At 65.0% G+C, this 15,628-nt stretch carries 15 protein-coding genes; 6 read left to right on the top strand and 9 right to left on the bottom strand.

Annotated features, from left to right (window positions below; all coding sequences use genetic code 11):
• Window positions 1–81 precede the first annotated feature (81 nt).
• The 3 genes from BIWAKO_RS15265 to BIWAKO_RS15275 form a co-directional block, all read right to left on the bottom strand.
• Window positions 82–1,182: a 5-(carboxyamino)imidazole ribonucleotide synthase gene (locus tag BIWAKO_RS15265; protein ID WP_069879380.1), complete on the bottom strand. Its 1,101-nt coding sequence runs from the start codon at window positions 1,180–1,182 to the stop codon at window positions 82–84.
• The gene (purE, locus tag BIWAKO_RS15270) at window positions 1,179–1,676 is read right to left on the bottom strand and encodes a 5-(carboxyamino)imidazole ribonucleotide mutase (RefSeq protein WP_069879381.1); all 498 of its coding nucleotides are present in this window, start codon (window positions 1,674–1,676) and stop codon (window positions 1,179–1,181) included. Before purE ends, BIWAKO_RS15265 begins: the two co-directional genes overlap by 4 nt.
• A 110-nt stretch (window positions 1,677–1,786) precedes the next feature.
• Window positions 1,787–2,005 (bottom strand): YdcH family protein, encoded by a 219-nt coding sequence (locus BIWAKO_RS15275; protein ID WP_043238474.1) that lies wholly within the window; start codon window positions 2,003–2,005, stop codon window positions 1,787–1,789.
• A gap of 228 nt (window positions 2,006–2,233) precedes the next feature.
• Between BIWAKO_RS15275 and BIWAKO_RS15280 the strand changes: the two genes are divergently transcribed.
• Complete coding sequence (locus tag BIWAKO_RS15280; RefSeq protein WP_069879382.1) at window positions 2,234–2,422, top strand: YdcH family protein; 189 nt, start codon at window positions 2,234–2,236, stop codon at window positions 2,420–2,422.
• 113 nt (window positions 2,423–2,535) lie between these two features.
• Here BIWAKO_RS15280 and BIWAKO_RS15285 read toward each other — a convergent pair whose 3' ends face one another.
• The gene (locus tag BIWAKO_RS15285) at window positions 2,536–4,164 is read right to left on the bottom strand and encodes an acyl-CoA synthetase (RefSeq protein ID WP_069879383.1); all 1,629 of its coding nucleotides are present in this window, start codon (window positions 4,162–4,164) and stop codon (window positions 2,536–2,538) included.
• Window positions 4,165–4,272: 108 nt separating this feature from the next.
• Complete coding sequence (locus tag BIWAKO_RS15290) at window positions 4,273–5,037, bottom strand: sulfite exporter TauE/SafE family protein (RefSeq protein WP_069879384.1); 765 nt, start codon at window positions 5,035–5,037, stop codon at window positions 4,273–4,275.
• 166 nt (window positions 5,038–5,203) lie between these two features.
• Between BIWAKO_RS15290 and BIWAKO_RS15295 the strand changes: the two genes are divergently transcribed.
• Entirely contained in the window at window positions 5,204–7,120 is a 1,917-nt protein-coding gene (locus BIWAKO_RS15295; RefSeq protein ID WP_069879385.1) for a propionyl-CoA synthetase, read from the top strand.
• A 42-nt stretch (window positions 7,121–7,162) separates the two neighbouring features.
• Here the strand turns inward: BIWAKO_RS15295 and BIWAKO_RS15300 are convergent, their stop codons facing one another.
• From BIWAKO_RS15300 to BIWAKO_RS15310, 3 genes are all read right to left on the bottom strand, one after another.
• Window positions 7,163–8,047: an MBL fold metallo-hydrolase gene (locus BIWAKO_RS15300; RefSeq protein ID WP_201788625.1), complete on the bottom strand. Its 885-nt coding sequence runs from the start codon at window positions 8,045–8,047 to the stop codon at window positions 7,163–7,165.
• A gap of 43 nt (window positions 8,048–8,090) precedes the next feature.
• Entirely contained in the window at window positions 8,091–8,816 is a 726-nt protein-coding gene (locus BIWAKO_RS15305) for a DUF1013 domain-containing protein (RefSeq protein ID WP_069879387.1), read from the bottom strand.
• 257 nt (window positions 8,817–9,073) lie between these two features.
• A complete protein-coding gene (locus BIWAKO_RS15310) occupies window positions 9,074–10,075 on the bottom strand; it encodes an NAD(P)H-quinone oxidoreductase (protein ID WP_176733469.1) in 1,002 nt (333 codons plus the stop codon).
• 120 nt (window positions 10,076–10,195) lie between these two features.
• On the opposite strand from BIWAKO_RS15310, the gene BIWAKO_RS15315 reads away from it, so the two are divergent.
• Together BIWAKO_RS15315 and rcdA are read left to right on the top strand one after the other, a co-directional pair.
• On the top strand, window positions 10,196–10,396 hold the full coding sequence (locus tag BIWAKO_RS15315; RefSeq protein WP_069879389.1) for a DUF1192 domain-containing protein: 201 nt from the start codon (window positions 10,196–10,198) through the stop codon (window positions 10,394–10,396).
• Between the two features lie 418 nt (window positions 10,397–10,814).
• Window positions 10,815–11,345, top strand: coding sequence for a protease adaptor protein RcdA (rcdA, locus tag BIWAKO_RS15320; RefSeq protein ID WP_069879390.1), 531 nt, complete (start codon window positions 10,815–10,817; stop codon window positions 11,343–11,345).
• 118 nt (window positions 11,346–11,463) lie between these two features.
• Here the strand turns inward: rcdA and rpmE are convergent, their stop codons facing one another.
• Complete coding sequence (gene rpmE, locus BIWAKO_RS15325; protein ID WP_043238453.1) at window positions 11,464–11,697, bottom strand: 50S ribosomal protein L31; 234 nt, start codon at window positions 11,695–11,697, stop codon at window positions 11,464–11,466.
• A 145-nt stretch (window positions 11,698–11,842) separates the two neighbouring features.
• Here rpmE and BIWAKO_RS15330 point away from each other — a divergent pair, with 145 nt between their 5' ends.
• Together BIWAKO_RS15330 and BIWAKO_RS15335 are read left to right on the top strand one after the other, a co-directional pair.
• Window positions 11,843–13,621, top strand: a complete 1,779-nt coding sequence (locus BIWAKO_RS15330) for an ABC transporter transmembrane domain-containing protein (protein WP_069879391.1) — start codon at window positions 11,843–11,845, stop codon at window positions 13,619–13,621.
• Window positions 13,622–14,036: 415 nt separating this feature from the next.
• Window positions 14,037–15,626, top strand: a complete 1,590-nt coding sequence (locus BIWAKO_RS15335) for an EAL domain-containing protein (RefSeq protein ID WP_141740101.1) — start codon at window positions 14,037–14,039, stop codon at window positions 15,624–15,626.
• The last annotated feature ends 2 nt before the right edge of the window (window positions 15,627–15,628 follow it).

Below are 15,628 nucleotides of genomic sequence, written 5' to 3' on the forward strand. Positions count from 1 at the left end.
AGAAATCGCGGGCGGAGACGAGCCGCGGGATTCGTTGGGACAAGCCGGCAGGAAGGCGTGCCGGCTCCGTGAGGAAGCACGTTACGAGCGGGCCGGCTTCAGCCGCGTGACATGGCCCATCTTGCGGCCGGGGCGGGCATCCCGCTTGCCGTAGAGATGCAGGTGCGCGCCCGGCTCTGCCAGGATTTCCCGCCACCGGAGAGCGGCGTCGCCGACAAGGTTTTCCATCTCGACAGTGCCGCGGCGGGCGGCCGATCCAAGCGGCAGGCCGCAGACGGCGCGGACATGCTGGTGGAATTGCGAGGTCTCGGCGCCTTCGCTGGTCCAGTGACCGGAATTGTGTACCCGCGGCGCGATCTCGTTAATGATGACGGCTTCGCTCGCGCCCTCGCCAACCACGAACATTTCGACGGCGAAGACGCCGATATAGCCGAGCGCCTCGCCGATCTTGCGTGCCGCCTCGATGGCGCTGGCGGAGGTTCCGGCGGCTACCTGCGCAGGCACATGCGTGAAGGCGAGGATGTGGTCGCGATGCTCGTTCTCGCAAAGATCGAATGCAGCGAAGTCGCCGGCCGTGTTGCGGGCTGCGACGACGGAAACCTCCCGGCTGAAGCTGACGAAGCCTTCGAGGATGGCGGGAAAATGCCCGATGGCCTCATAGGCTTCGGCCAGATCGGTATCAGCCGCGATCTTCACCTGCCCCTTGCCGTCATAGCCGAAGCGGCGCGTCTTCAGGACGCTCGGACGACCGAGTTCGGCGACGGCCCGCTCGAGATCGGCCAGCGAATCGACGGCGCGGAAGGGCGCAACCGCCAGTCCGAGATCGGCAACGAAGCTCTTCTCGCTCAGTCGGTCCTGCGTCAGGGCCAGCGCGCGGGCGCCGGGATGAAGCGGGGTGCGCGCGGCGAGGAAGGCAGCTGTCGCATGCGGCACATTCTCGAACTCATAGGTGACGAGGTCGACGGCATCGGCAAACCCGGCCAGCGCAGCCTCGTCTTCATAGGCGCCGATCGTATGACGGGCGGCGACGTCGAAGGCCGGGCTATCGGCCTCGGGCGCGAAAATATGGGCGCGAATGCCGAGATCGGCGGCGGCGAGCGCAATCATGCGGGCAAGCTGCCCACCGCCGAGGATGCCGAGCATGGCGCCGGGGCCAAGCCCGCGCGGATCGGGCGTGCTCATGCGTCGTCCCTGGGGAATTCTGCGACCGCCCCGCTTTGGCGGCTGCGATAGGCTTCCAGCCGCTCGGCCAGGGGCTCATCGCCCAAAGCGAGCACGGCGGCGGCGAGGAGGCCGGCATTGACCGCCCCGGCCCGGCCGATGGCGAGCGTGCCGACCGGGATGCCGGCCGGCATCTGCACGATCGAGAGCAGGCTGTCCTGGCCGGAAAGGGCCTTGGATTCGACCGGCACTCCGAAGACAGGAAGCGGCGTCAGCGAAGCTGTCATGCCCGGCAGATGTGCGGCCCCGCCGGCGCCCGCGATGATGACCTTGAAGCCCTTCGCCTTGGCTTCCTTCGCGAAGGCGAACATGCGTTCCGGGGTCCGGTGCGCGGACATGATGCGAGCCTCGTGGGTCACGCCGAGCATGTCGAGGACTTCGGCCGCGTGACGCATCGTCGCCCAGTCGGACTGGCTGCCCATGATGATGGCGACAGGAGGGCTGGTATCGGCCATGTGCACTCGCTTCCCATGCGAGGGGAGGAAGCGCGCGACTTAAACTGCGGGCAGCCCGGCAGGCAAGCACCGATTCGTCGAAATCATTGTTCTGTGTGCTGTTTTTCGCATCAGGCGATGATGTCGGGCGTCAGCGCGTCTTCGATCTGCGTGATGCGGTCCTTGAGGTAGAGCTTCCGCTTCTTCAGGCGCTGCACCTGGATCTGATTGATCGCGCCCATGCGCTCCAGCGCGTCGATGGCGCTGTCGAGGTCGCGATGCTCCTCGCGCAGACGAGCCAACTCGGCCGTAAAGGCCTCGATCTCCTCAGGGCTCAGCTCGAATCCCATGAAGCCGTCTCATCATTGCCGCGATCCGGGTCGACTATGCTCAGGCGCGGGCGGCGCGGCAAGTGCGCAGTGTCGCTTCGCGCATGGACAGCGCGTGCCATTCGCGCCCTGCGGGAAGGAGAGGCCCAGGATCACGGAAACTCATGGTGCAGTGCACTGCTGCCCCAGAGACTTGAAGCCGGCTCTGTGTCAGACTCCCCCCGTCAATCGCTCATCAGGAGAATCCAGATGTCGCTGCAGACCCACCTCGCCGAGCTCGAGCGCAAGCATCGTCAGCTTGAGGAAGCCATCGCCCAAGCCGCGGCGCGCCCCTCTTCCGATACGCTGAATGTGTCCGAGTTGAAGCGGAAGAAGCTGCTGCTGAAGGAAGAGATCGAGCGCGTCAGAATGACGATGCCGCAGCCGACGCTGCATTGAACGGGATAACGGGGCAGCCATCACCCCTCGAATAGGATGGTCTTGATCGAGCCGGTCCCAGGAGGGGCCGGCTTTCTCGTTGAATGGACATGCAGGGGAAGCCCCGCCTGGCGCTACAGGGCCCTTGCCATTTCGCGCAGCTTGAATTTCTGGATCTTGCCGGTCGAGGTCTTGGGGATCTCGGTGAAGACCACCGTCCTGGGGCATTTGAACGAGGCCAGAAGCCCGCGGCAGAAGGCGATGATCTCCGCTTCGGTCGCATTCTTTCCCGGCATGAGTTCGACGAACGCGCAGGGCGTCTCACCCCACTTCTCGTCCGGCCTGGCGACAACCGCAGCCGATTGCACCGAGGGATGCTTGTAGAGCGCATCCTCGACCTCGATCGAGGAGATGTTTTCGCCGCCTGAGATGATGATGTCCTTCGAGCGGTCCTTGAGCTGGATATAGCCATCGGCATAACGCACGCCGAGATCCCCGGAATGGAACCAGCCACCGGCAAAGGCGGCCTCGGTCGCCTTCGGATTCTTGAGGTAACCTTTCATCACGACATTACCGCGGAACATCACCTCGCCGAGTGTCTGGCCGTCGCGTGGGACCGGCTGCATGGTTTCCGGGTCGAGCACATCGAGGGCTTCCAGGGCGGGATAGCGGACACCCTGGCGCGCCTTCAGCACGGCCTGGTCCGCGACGTCCAGCGCATCCCAGTCGCGCTGCCACTCATTCACGACGGAGGGGCCGTAGGTTTCGGTCAGGCCGTAGAGATGCGTCACCTCGAAGCCTGCCTGCTTCATTGCGGCGAGCACGGCTTCTGGCGGTGGGGCCGCCGCGGTGAAGAAGGAGACCTTCTGCGAGAAGGGGCGACGCTCCTCCGGTGGGGCGTTGAGCAGCGTCGACATCACGATGGGAGCGCCGCAGAGATGGGTGACGCCATGATCGGCCAGCGCCGCATAGAGCGCCTTGGCACGGACCTGGCGCAGGCAGACATGGGTGCCGGCGAGGATCGAGATCGACCAGGGGAAACACCAGCCGTTGCAATGGAACATCGGCAGCGTCCAGAGATAGACGGGATGCCGGCCCATGCCGCAGGTCACGACATTCGAGGTCGCGAGCAGATTGGCGCCGCGATGATGATAGACCACGCCCTTCGGGTCGCCGGTGGTGCCCGATGTATAGTTCAGCGAGATTGCGTCCCACTCGTCTCTCGGTAGCGTCCAGGCGAAGTCCTGGTCGCCGGTCGCGAGGAAATCCTCGTATTCGACGCTGCCGACCCGCTCGCCGCTACCGTCATAGACCGGGTCGTCATAGTCGATGACCAATGGCTTGACCTTGCAGAGTTGCAGCGCCGCCTGGACCGTGATCGAGAATTCGCGGTCCGCGATCAGCACCTTGGCTTCGCCATGGTCGAGCGAGAACGCGATGATGGCGGCGTCGAGCCGCGTGTTCAGCGTGTTGAGCACGCCGCCGGTCATCGGCACGCCGTAGTGACATTCGAGCATGGCGGGCGTGTTCGGCAACATGGCTGCCACGGTATCGCCCCTGCGGATGCCGTGCTTTGCCAGCGCGGATGCAAGCCTGCGCGAGCGCGCGTAGAATTCGGCATAGGTCCGGCGCAACGGGCCGTGGATGATCGCAACATGACTGGGGAAGACGGCGGCGGCGCGCTCGAGGAAGGTCAGCGGCGTCAGCGGCTGGAAATTGGCCGGGTTGCGGTCGAGGTCGATGTCATAGGGCGAGGTCTTCATCGGGGTGCCTTCTTCCGTCGCGTCGCCTCCGGATCTAGCCGGTCCCGCGCTCTCCCGTAATCCATCCCTTTTTCCGATGCGGCGCAATCGACGCAGCTGGACCCGTGGTCAGGGATGGAGGCGCAAGGCCAGGAACCCGTCGATGATCAGCTTGCTGCCGACAGCAATCAGCAGCCAGTAGATGATGGTGTAGAAACGTTCCGCCGGCACGCGACGCACCAGCCAGACGCCGGCAACGGTCGCGAGAATCGCGACCGGAAACAGTGCAGCCGACGCGGCGAGGTTCTCGCGGGTGAACTGGCCGAGCGCGATATAGGGGCCGACCTTCATGAGATTGAGCAGCGCGAAGAAGATCGCACCGGTGCCAACGAAGGTCGGCGGCGAGAGCCGCTGCGGCATGACGTAGATCTGAAAGGGAGGGCCGCCGGCATGAGCGATCATGCTGGTGAACCCACAGACCGCGCCCCAGAAGCTGCCGGGCCCGAAGGCGGGCTTCGTGACCGGCGACTGGGCCTTGCGGTCGGTGAAGAGCCGACGGGCTGCGAAGGCAACGGAGATGATGCCGACGGAAAGGCCAACCGCGGCATCGGAAACCCGCGATGCCAAGGCATAGCCCGCAAGCACGCCGAGGAGGGCACCCGGCAGCATCGTCGCGAGGTTGCGTCTGTCGAACTCGCGGCGATAGGCCCAGACGCTCACCATGTCCTGGACGATCAGGATGGGCAGCATGATCGCGGCCGCCTGGACCGGCGGCAGCACGAGCGCCATCAGCGGCAGCGAGAGCAACCCCAGGCCCGAGAAACCACCCTTGGCGAGCCCGACGAGGATGACGGCAGGCACCATCGCGGCGAGATAGGCTGGGTCGAAGCTCATGGCTGTCCGGGGCGCGAGGGTGGGAGCGGTCGTGCGCAGATGCGTAGCTAAAGTCTGACGGCGGCGTGCTTGCGCAGGCGGGGGAGAGTGCGCACGATCCCGCGCAAAATCGCCCCGACCTGCTTGCCGGGTCTAGGCCAGAACCAGGCGAAGAGGAACGCGTCCGATGAATGCCACGCATGCAAGCCGCTATCGCGAAACCTATGCGCGCTGGCAGGCGGATCCGATCGGCTTCTGGCGCGCGGCGGCAGGCGAGATCGAATGGATCAAGCCGCCGCAAGCGATCTTCGATGCCGAAGCCGGTGTCTATGGACGCTGGTTCCCGGATGCGAGCTGCAACACCTGCTTCAATGCGCTCGACCGGCATGTGCGTGACGGGCGGGGCGAGCAGACGGCACTGATCCATGACAGCCCCGTCACCGGAACCAAGGCAAGCTACAGCTATCGTGAGCTGCTCGGCGAGGTCGCGACGCTCGCGGCCGTCCTGCAGGATCTGGGCGTGGGCAAGGGCGACCGCGTCATCATCTACATGCCAATGATCCCGGAGGCAGCCTTTGCCATGCTGGCCTGCGCCCGGATCGGGGCCGTGCATTCGGTGGTCTTCGGCGGCTTCGCCGCCAAGGAACTGGCAACGCGCATCGATGACGCCAGGCCGAAGGTCATCCTGACCGCGACATGCGGCATCGAGCCGACACGCATCGTCGAATACAAGCCGCTGCTCGACGGCGCGATCGCGCTCGCCGCCCACAAGCCGGAAACCTGCATCGTGCTGCAGCGTCCCCAGGCGGACGCCTCCATGCATGTCACGCGCGACCGGAACTGGCGGGCGCTGGTCGCGTCGGCCAAGGCCGCGGGACGCAAGGCCGATTGTGTCGAGGTCGCCGCCACAGACCCGCTCTATGTGCTCTACACCTCGGGCACGACGGGACGGCCCAAGGGAGTGGTCCGTGACAATGGCGGCCATATGGTCGCGCTGAAATGGACGATGGAGAACCTCTACGGCGTGAAGCCGGGCGAGGTCTTCTTCACCGCGTCCGATGTCGGATGGGTCGTCGGCCACAGCTATATCGTCTACGGCCCGCTGCTGCACGGCGCGACCTCGGTGCTCTATGAGGGCAAGCCGGTCGGAACGCCTGATCCCGGCGCGTTCTGGCGTGTCATTTCCGAGCACAAGGCGGTGGCGATGTTCACCGCACCGACGGCGTTTCGCGCGATCCGCAAGGAGGACCCGCAGGCAACCCATCTCGCACGCTACGACCTGTCGCAGTTCCGCACGCTCTTCCTCGCCGGAGAACGGGCCGATCCCGATACGTTGAAATGGGCTGAGGATGTGCTGAAGGTTCCGGTCATCGACCATTGGTGGCAGACCGAGAGCGGCTCCTGCATGGTCGGCAACCCGGTCGGGCTGGAGCTCTTGCCGGTGAAGCATGGATCGCCGACCGTGCCGCTGCCGGGTTATGACGTGCAGTGCCTCGACGAGACCGGAAAACCCGTATCTGCCGGCACGATGGGGGCGATCGTGGTCAAGCTGCCGCTGCCTCCCGGCGCCTTGCCGACGCTGTGGCAGGATGACGAGCGGTTCCGGCAATCCTATCTCACGGCCTTCCCGGGCTATTACAACACCTCGGATGCCGGCTTCATCGACGAGGACGGCTATGTCTTCATCATGGGACGCACCGACGACATCATCAACGTCGCTGGCCATCGGCTCTCGACCGGGGGCATGGAGGAGGTGCTCGCCTCGCATCCGGCGGTGGCGGAATGCGCCGTGGTCGGTATCAGGGATGCTCTGAAGGGCGAGCAGCCCTGCGGGTTCGTCGTGCTGAAATCGGGCGTGACGCAGAGCCCGGCCGAGGTCGAGAAGGAGCTGGTTGCGCTGGTGCGCGACAAGATCGGCCCGGTTGCCGCCTTCAAGCTCGCGGTGACCGTGGCACGCCTGCCGAAGACACGCTCCGGCAAAATCCTGCGCGCGACGATGAAGAAGATCGCCGATGGCGAGGAATACGCCGTGCCGGCGACGATCGACGATCCTGTCGTGCTCGACGAGATCGGCGAGGTCCTCAAGGCGAGAGGCGTTGGCTAGTCCGAGGGCGAGACAGGATTGCCTGGCTCGCGATGACGAGGCTCAGATCCCGATCGTCGCGCCGTTCCAGCGCAGCAGTCGTTCGCCGACATCGAGCGCCATCAGATCCTCGCCAACAATCAGCGGGCCGGCATAACCTGCCGTCCTGATCTCGCGGGCAAGCCGAGAGGTGTCGGCGCCAGGCGGTACCAGATGCGTCAGCGCGAGCATGCCTGCGCCGGCGTGGATGGCTAGTTTGGCCACCACGGCGGGTGTCATGTGATAGGCCTGTACGGCCGCTACGGTCTCGGCCGAGCGAATACCGGCGACGACAGGCATCTCATTGTCGATGAAGACCTCGCAGACCAGCAGATCGCAATTCTGCGCGGCGCGTTCGAGCGACGGCGTCAGGCGCGTGTCGCCCGAGAAGACAAGGCTGCTGCCTGCCAGCGAAATCGTGAGTCCGAAAGCGGGCTCTACGGGGCGGTGATCAACCAGGAAGGCGTCGATCGCGAGTTCGCCCAGCCCGGAGACGATCCCTTCGCCCAGTTCCTCGAACTCCACATCGAGCCCCGTGGCGTCGGGCCGCTTCTCGAAGGCAATGCGCAAGGCGCGTTCGCGGGCAAAGCCCTCGTATTGCGTGCGCATATTGGCAAGTGCGGGGGCAGGGGCCAGCACACGCCAGGGGCGGGCGCGGCCCTGGTGCCAGGATGAGACCACGAGTTGGTAGAAATCGACCAGATGGTCGGAATGCTCATGCGTAACGATGAGCAGGTCGATATCGGCGCCGCGATGGCCAGCGGCGACCAGGCGCTGGCTCACGCCTGAACCGCAATCGATCAGGACCTTGCGTCCGGCTCCCTCGACGAGATGGGACGGGCCGGCCCGGCGCAGGCTGACCGGCGGCGCGCCCGTGCCGAGAAAGGTGAAGGCAAGATCGGATGCCAAGGCCATTCTCCGCGACAGGCAAGCCGCTCGGTCGTCAGCGACCTCAGATCTCGTCGTCCTCGTCGGCCGGACGCTTGAGCTGCTTCAGCTTGGCGAAGACGGAATCGACGTCGATGGCCGCCTCCTCCTCGCGCTTCGGCTTGCTCATGTCGGCGAAAGGCTGGCTCGCATGGACCGGCTCCCGCGCGGTGGTCTCCTCGGCCGGGAGCAGGGTCGAGCCTGCCTCCGCAAGGGCGGCCGGGCGATCCTTGGCCGCACGACCGACCTCGAAGTCGAGATCGATCTGCGAGCTGAGCCCGAGGCTGACCGGGTCGACCGGCGTCAGGGTCTGTGCGTTCCAGTGCGTGCGGTCGCGGATCTGGGCGATCGTCGATTTCGTCGTCCCGACCAGGCGGATGATCTGCGCGTCCTTGAGCTCTGGATGGTTGCGCAGCAGCCAGAGGATCGCGTTCGGGCGGTCCTGGCGCTTGGAAACCGGGGTGTAGCGCGGCCCCTTGGCGCGCTTGATCTCCGGCACCTTCACCTTGCGCTCGGCAAGCCGGAGATGGTGGTTCGGGTTCTTGGCGGCGCGCTCAAGCTCCTCACGGGTGAGCTGGCCAGACGTGATCGGGTCGAGGCCCTTGATGCCGGCGGCGACTTCGCCATCGGCGATGCCGCGAACTTCGAGCGGGTGGAGTTTGCAGAACTCGGCGATCTGCTCGAAGGTCAGCGACGTGTTTTCCACGAGCCAGACCGCAGTGGCTTTCGGCATCAGCGGGGGTTGTGACACGGCATCGTCTCCTGGATCTCGAAGGCCGGCGGCTTACGCCGGATCAGGGTCGCGGACAAAAGCTCTCATGCGCCGACCGGCCTCCTCGGCCGGCCATCCAAATCATCAGCGATGAGCAGGATGCGGGCGTTATATGCAAAGCCATGGAGGCTGTCCAAGAAAAAGCGCGGAAGGCGCCGGCGACTCAGACAGCCTGATCGGTCCAATGACAACGCCCGGCCTGCAAGGCGAGCACTGATATCGCGGCTGTGGGAAACTCACATCGTCAGGACGATCTTGCCGACATGGGCGTTGCTCTCCATCAGGCGATGCCCGGCTGCAGCCTCTGCCAAGGGGAAGGTCGCATGGATAATGGGTTTGCAGCGGCCCTGGGCCAGCAGGGGCCAGACCTTGGCTTCCAGCTCGGCGGCGATGGCTGCCTTCTCGGCGATGGTGCGCGGGCGCAGTGTCGAGCCGGTATGGGTCAGGCGCTTCATCATCAGCCGACGGAAATCGACCTCCGCCTTGGGGCCGTTCAGAAAGGCGATCTGGACGATCCGGCCGCTCTCGGCCGCTGCCTCGTAATTGCGGGAGATGTAGTCGCCGCCGACCATATCCAGGATCAGGTCGATGCCGCGCCCACCGGTGGCCTCCTTCGCTGCGCTGACGAAATCCTGCTCCCGGTAGTTGATCGCGACATCGGCACCGAGCGCGCGGCAGGCCGCGCATTTCTCATCCGAGCCCGCGGTTGCGATGACCGTGGCGCCAAAGGCCTTTGCGAGCTGGATCGCCGTGGTGCCGATGCCCGAGCTGCCGCCATGGACCATGAAGCTCTCGCCAGTCTTCAACCGGCCACGCTGGAAGACGTTGGTCCAGACGGTGAAATAGGTCTCCGGAATCGCGGCAGCCTCGATCAGCGACAGCCCGGCGGGGACTGGCAGGGCGTTGCTCTCGTGGACGCTTGCATATTGGGCATAGCCGCCGCCGGCGACGAGTCCGCAGACCCGGTCTCCCATCGCGAAGCGGCTGACGCCATCGCCGACCGCCACGACCCTGCCCGCGATCTCGAGGCCCGGGATGTCCGAGGCACCGGGCGGGGGAGCGTAGCCGCCGAGCCGTTGCAGGACATCGGGCCGGTTGATGCCAGCGGCCGCAACTTCGACGAGAACCTCGCCTGTGGCCGGTTTCGGCACGGGCCGTGTTTCAGGACGCAACACGTCAGGGCCTCCGGGGGCCGCAAAGCCGATGGCGGTCATCGTCTCGGGAAGAGTTGGCATCACGTCTGGTTGTCCCTCTTTGGTCATGAGGCGTCCGCATCTGACACCTGCCTCGCAGAGATAGTGGCCTTGCGGCGGCGAGCCGGCTAGTCTCCGCCGTCGCGTTTCGAAAATGAGGCAGCCATGTCGATATTTTCAGAGGATGACCGCCCCGCGCCGCAACCCATTCACCAGATCGGGCAGGATCTTGCGATGCTGTCGCTCGCGGAGATCGATCAACGCATTGAGGCGCTCAAGACGGAGATCGCGCGCCTGATGGAGATCAGGGCCAAGAAGGATGCCTCCCGCTCGGCTGCGGATGCCTTTTTCCGCAAGATAGGCTGAGGCAGGGGCTCGCGGCACGAATAGCTCAGGCTTCGTCGTGCCAGCCTTGCACAAGCTGACATTGACCCGGCCGACTGGCGCGGGAGGAGGGCGATTGTCGCGCAATCCTGCCGTTTCCTTGCGCAAATATGCCGGCGCCGCGGGGTTCTTAACCGCTCCTTAACGATTCCAAAGTATGAATCCGATCATCCAGTTTCTCTGGATGTCGAGTGGCTCCTGCCCACTCTGTTTGACGCCTCCCTGTTGACCTTCGAGCCGCCTTCGGGGCGGCTCTTTTTTGGCCCTCATGGCGTGTTAAGGTTAACAACATCTTACCAGAGTCTCGACAATGCATCGGCGCTATTCTTGCCGCTGTGACGGTATCAATCCGTGGCGCGTCCCAGACGCACACGCCTTTGTGCCGATTGGAGACGTCGCGATGACCGATATGACGCTGCTGAAGTCCGGGCCGGATGAAGGCGCACTTTCCTTTGCAAGGGGCTTCGTCAAATCGGACGGCTTCATGCTGCTGTTTCGCGAGGGCATGGCGCTGGTCGAGTTGACGGCGAGCTACCTCGACGGCGACGGCCGCGCCGAGTCGGCGGCACTCCCGCGCGATGTTGCGCTGACCTATGCGACCGAAAGCATGCGCCTGACGACGCGGCTGATGCAGATCGCCTCCTGGCTGCTGGTGCAACGCGCCGTGGCAGAGGGCGAGATGACCGCAGAGCAGGCTCGACTGGAAAAGAACAAGGTCAAGATTGCCGAGCCGATGCTGTCGCCGGTGCAGGAAGAGGCGATGCGCCTGCCGCAGAAGTTGCGCGATCTGATTGCCCACTCCATCCGTCTGCAGGACCGCATCCGCCATCTCGAAGGGCTGATGTCCGGTTCAGACGTGTTCGAGGTCACTCCGAACCCCGTCCAGAGCCAGATCCGCAGCCTGCAATCGCGGCTTGCCCTGCTCAACTGAGCCCGATGCGAGGGCTCGCGCCCGCGACCAATCGCCGCCCGACACGCAAAAAGCCCGGCCGTTAGGCCGGGCTTTTGTGTATGCAGGCTGCGTCGATCGGGGACGATCGACGGCCGAATTACTTCTTGCCGAGCGCGCTGAGGGCGCCGAAGCGCGAATTGAAGCGCGAGACGCGGCCGCCGCGGTCCATCAGCTGCTGGGTGCCGCCGGTCCAGGCCGGGTGGGTCTTCGGGTCGATGTCGAGATTGAGGGTGTCACCCTCCTTGCCGAGCGTCGAACGCGTGAAGTATTCGGTGCCATCGGTCATGACGACCTTGATGGTGTGGTAGTCGGGATGGATGCCGGTCTTCATGGCGAAATCCTCAATCGTAAGCGGGCACGGTCGATAACCAGGCTAGCTGGCCGGCCCGTCGAACAATTCGTATGAGCCTGTCGTGAAGTCGCCAGCGCAATAGCGCAGGCGAAGCGACAGCGCAAGCATGACAGGACAGTGAAGCGTGGCCGAAGATAACGAAGACCAGAAAAAGACGCGCCCCGATTTCCATTCTCTCTCCTCCTTCTGGCCCTATGCGCTGGCGCAGAAGGGGCGGATCGCGCTTGCCATCCTCGCACTGACCGTCGCCTCGGGCGCGACTCTGGTGCTGCCGCTCGCGGTCCGTCGCGTCATCGATGTCGGGTTCTCCGGCGGCGATCAAGCGCTCGCCCACAATTATTTCATGCTGCTGATCGGGGTCGTCGCCGTGCTGGCGCTGGCGAGCTCGGCGCGATTCTACCTGGTGATGACCATCGGCGAGCGCATCGTTTCGAGCCTGCGTGCCGATGTCTTCACCCATCTGACCCGGCTCGAGCCTGCCTTCTTCGATTCGAGCCGCGCCGGCGACCTTGTCTCGCGCCTCACGGCGGATACGACGCAGATCAAATCGGCCTTCGGTTCGGCCGCCTCGATCGCATTGCGCAACGGCATCATGTTTCTCGGTGCCCTGGCGCTCATGGTCGTGACGAGCCCCCAGCTTTCGGCCATCGTCATCGCCGCGATCCCGTTGATCGTGCTGCCGCTGGTCTTTTCCGGACGCTCGGTCCGGCGCCGGGCGCGGGCGGCACAGGATCGCCTGGCCGATGCCTCAGCCTTCGCCTCGGAGGCGGTCGGCGCGATCCGGACCATGCAATCATTCGGCGCCGAGCGGCAGACGGCACGGGCCTTCGAGAGTGCTTCGAACGATGCCTATGCGGCCTCGCGCTCCGCGACGCGCTCGCGTGCCATCCTCTCGGGCGTCGCAATCTTCCTGGTCAGCGCGAGCGTGGTCTGCGTGCTCTGGGTCGGCGCCATGGATGTCTTTGCCGGCCGGATGACCGGCGGCAGGCTTTCGCAATTCGTGCTCTATGCGGTGCTGGCGGCCAGTTCGCTCGGACAGCTCTCAGAGGTCTATGGCGAGATCTCGGCCGCTACCGGTGCGGCCGGGCGCCTCGGCGAAATCCTCGCGACGAAACCGGCGATCACCGCGCCTGCGCACCCAAAGCCGATGCCCGAGCCGTCGCTCGGCGAACTCGCCTTCGAACGCGTCTCCTTCTCATACCCGGGGCGGACGGTCTTGGCGCTGCATGAGATGTCCTTCAGCGTCCGCCCGGGCGAGCGCATTGCCCTGGTCGGCCCTTCCGGCGCCGGCAAGAGCACGGTGCTGCAGCTTGCGCTGCGCTTCTTTGATCCGGCGGAGGGCCGCATCATGGTCGATGGCGTCGCCGGGACCGATGCCGACCCGGAAGCCTGGCGGCAACGCTTCGCCCTGGTGCCGCAGGAGCCGACCGTGTTCGGCGTCTCGGTGCGGGACAATATCGCCTATGGCCGCCCCGGTGCGAGCCGCGAAGAGGTCGAGGAAGCCGCCCGCCTTGCCGCAGCCGACGGCTTCATCCGTGCTCTGCCGCAAGGTTACGACACTGTTGTCGGCGAGCGTGGCGTCACGCTCTCGGGCGGCCAGCGCCAGCGTCTGGCGATCGCCCGGGCGGTGCTGAAGGATGCGCCGATCCTGCTGTTGGACGAGGCCACCTCCGCGCTCGATTCCGAAAGCGAACGCGCGGTCCAGGATGCGCTCGACCGGTTGATGCAGGGCCGCACCACGCTGGTGGTCGCACATCGGCTCGCCACCATCCTTTCTGCCGATCGCATCCTGGTTCTGGACGAGGGCCGGGTGGTGGAGGAGGGCACCCACGCGGAACTCAAGGCGAGAGGCGGGCTTTATGCCAGGCTGGCTGCCCTGCAATTCGGGCTGGAGGCGGCGTAGCCGAGCGCTCCGGGCGCAATCTGGGCCGATGCCCGGCAATTCCGGTTTCGCGACACGATGATGGCAGCGACGCCGCCATCGTGCCCGGGCTCTTTGCTTTGCCCCCGGCATGGCGGCGGGAGTTCGCGCGCCTCAATCGGATCGCCCTCAACGCCAGAGCGCTCCACGCGAGGCACGAGTAGAGGTTCCGTCTTGCGAGGTGAAACGGCCGGCTCTCGGAGATGTCCGGCTGTTCGCGCCGGTCAGACGTATCAGGGAATTGTAACGCCCTTGTCATTGCTGCAGGGCGTCGCTTCACTATTGCTGCAATTCGGCAAGACATCGGTTCTGTTCTGTGACGCAAATTGCGCAGCAGTTCCGGAACCCGTACGCTCCACTCGTTGATGGGGTGCACGCCATTCGCGAAGGCGCAAGCGTGAAGCGTTTTCACATCATCCTTGTCGCATCCGCGCTGGCCCTGATCGGGGCAATGCTTCCGATCGCCGTGATGCTCCATATCTCCTGGACGCTTGCCGTACGCACCGAGCAGGCTCGGCTGGAGCTGTTTGCCAAGCGGGTGATCGTGCGTGCGGATACGGCCTTCTCCGCGGCGAGCGAGGCCCTGCGAACCATCGCCGGCACCTCATATGAGCCCTGCACCGAGGAGCATATTGCCGCGATGCGCAGGCTCGCCATCAACAACCGCTCAATCGATGAGGTCGGGTATTTTCGCGACGGAATCCTGAAATGCACATCCTGGGGGCAGACGGCCGACAGGATCGCCCACTCTCCCGGCGACTACGTGACCGCGGACGGGATCGAAGTCATCGTCAGGATGTGGCCGCTGGTGAGCGGCGGCGATGCCAGGATGGCGCTGCACTACAGGGACTACAATGTCCTGATCGATCCGGTGCGCCTGGTTGACGTCATCGTCGACCCCGGCATCAAGATTGCGGTCGGCAACGACAAGGGCGTGCTGATTGGTGCCCTGAACGATCCGGATCCCCGGCTGCTGCACCTCCTGCTCGCCGATCCGCGCACGGGTATGGACGATCACAACGTCTTTGCAGCCGCCCGCGCTCAAGGGTGGGTCGCGGTGGCGGCCCAGTCGCGTGACAGCCTGCTGAAGCCACTCCGGCGGGAGCGAATGCTGCTTCTGCCGGTCGGGGCCTTCATCGCGGCTTTCATCGTCGGCATCATCATCTGGCTGTCCCGCAAGCGTCTCTCTCCGTTGGGGGAGTTGACGATCGCAGTGCGCAACCGCGAATTCATCGTGCATTATCAGCCGATCATCGAGCTCGAGACCGGCATCTGCGTTGGGGCCGAGGCCTTGGTGCGTTGGCGGCGCCCCGATGGCTCCCTGGTGCAGCCGGATCTCTTTGTTCCGCTTGCGGAAGAAAGCGGGCTGATCATGCCGATCACCGATCAGATCGTCGACGCGGTGATCCATGATATGAAGGCGGTGCTGGTGGCCGACCGATCCTTGCACATCGCGGTCAATCTCTGTGCGGACGATATCAAGACCGGGCGGATTCTGTCGTTCATCCAGACCGCGCTCGAGCAGACGGGCATAAGGCCGCAGCAGATCTGGCTCGAGGCGACCGAGCGCGGCTTCATCGATATCAATCCGGCGCGGGAGACGATCATTCAGGCCCGCAAGCTCAGTCATTCCGTGGCGATCGACGATTTCGGGACGGGCTATTCGAGCCTGCAATATCTGCAGGCCCTGCCGCTGGACGCCCTCAAGATCGACAAATCCTTCATCGACACGATCGGCCGGAACACGGCGACCAGTTCGGTGACCTCTCACATCATCGACATGGCCAAAACGCTGAACCTGTTCATCGTCGCAGAAGGCGTCGAGACCCGCGAGCAGTTCGATTACCTGCTCGATCACGGCGTGCATTTTGCCCAAGGCTGGTTCTTTGCAAAACCGCTCCCCGCCAAGGAGTTCATCACCTTCTATCACGACAGGCAGGCGAGCCACGGTTCGGGGCCCGACGTCATCCGGCGCGCCGCCGCCTGAAC

The sequence above is a fragment of the Bosea sp. BIWAKO-01 genome (assembly GCF_001748145.1).
In the GTDB taxonomy this organism is placed as follows: domain Bacteria; phylum Pseudomonadota; class Alphaproteobacteria; order Rhizobiales; family Beijerinckiaceae; genus Allobosea.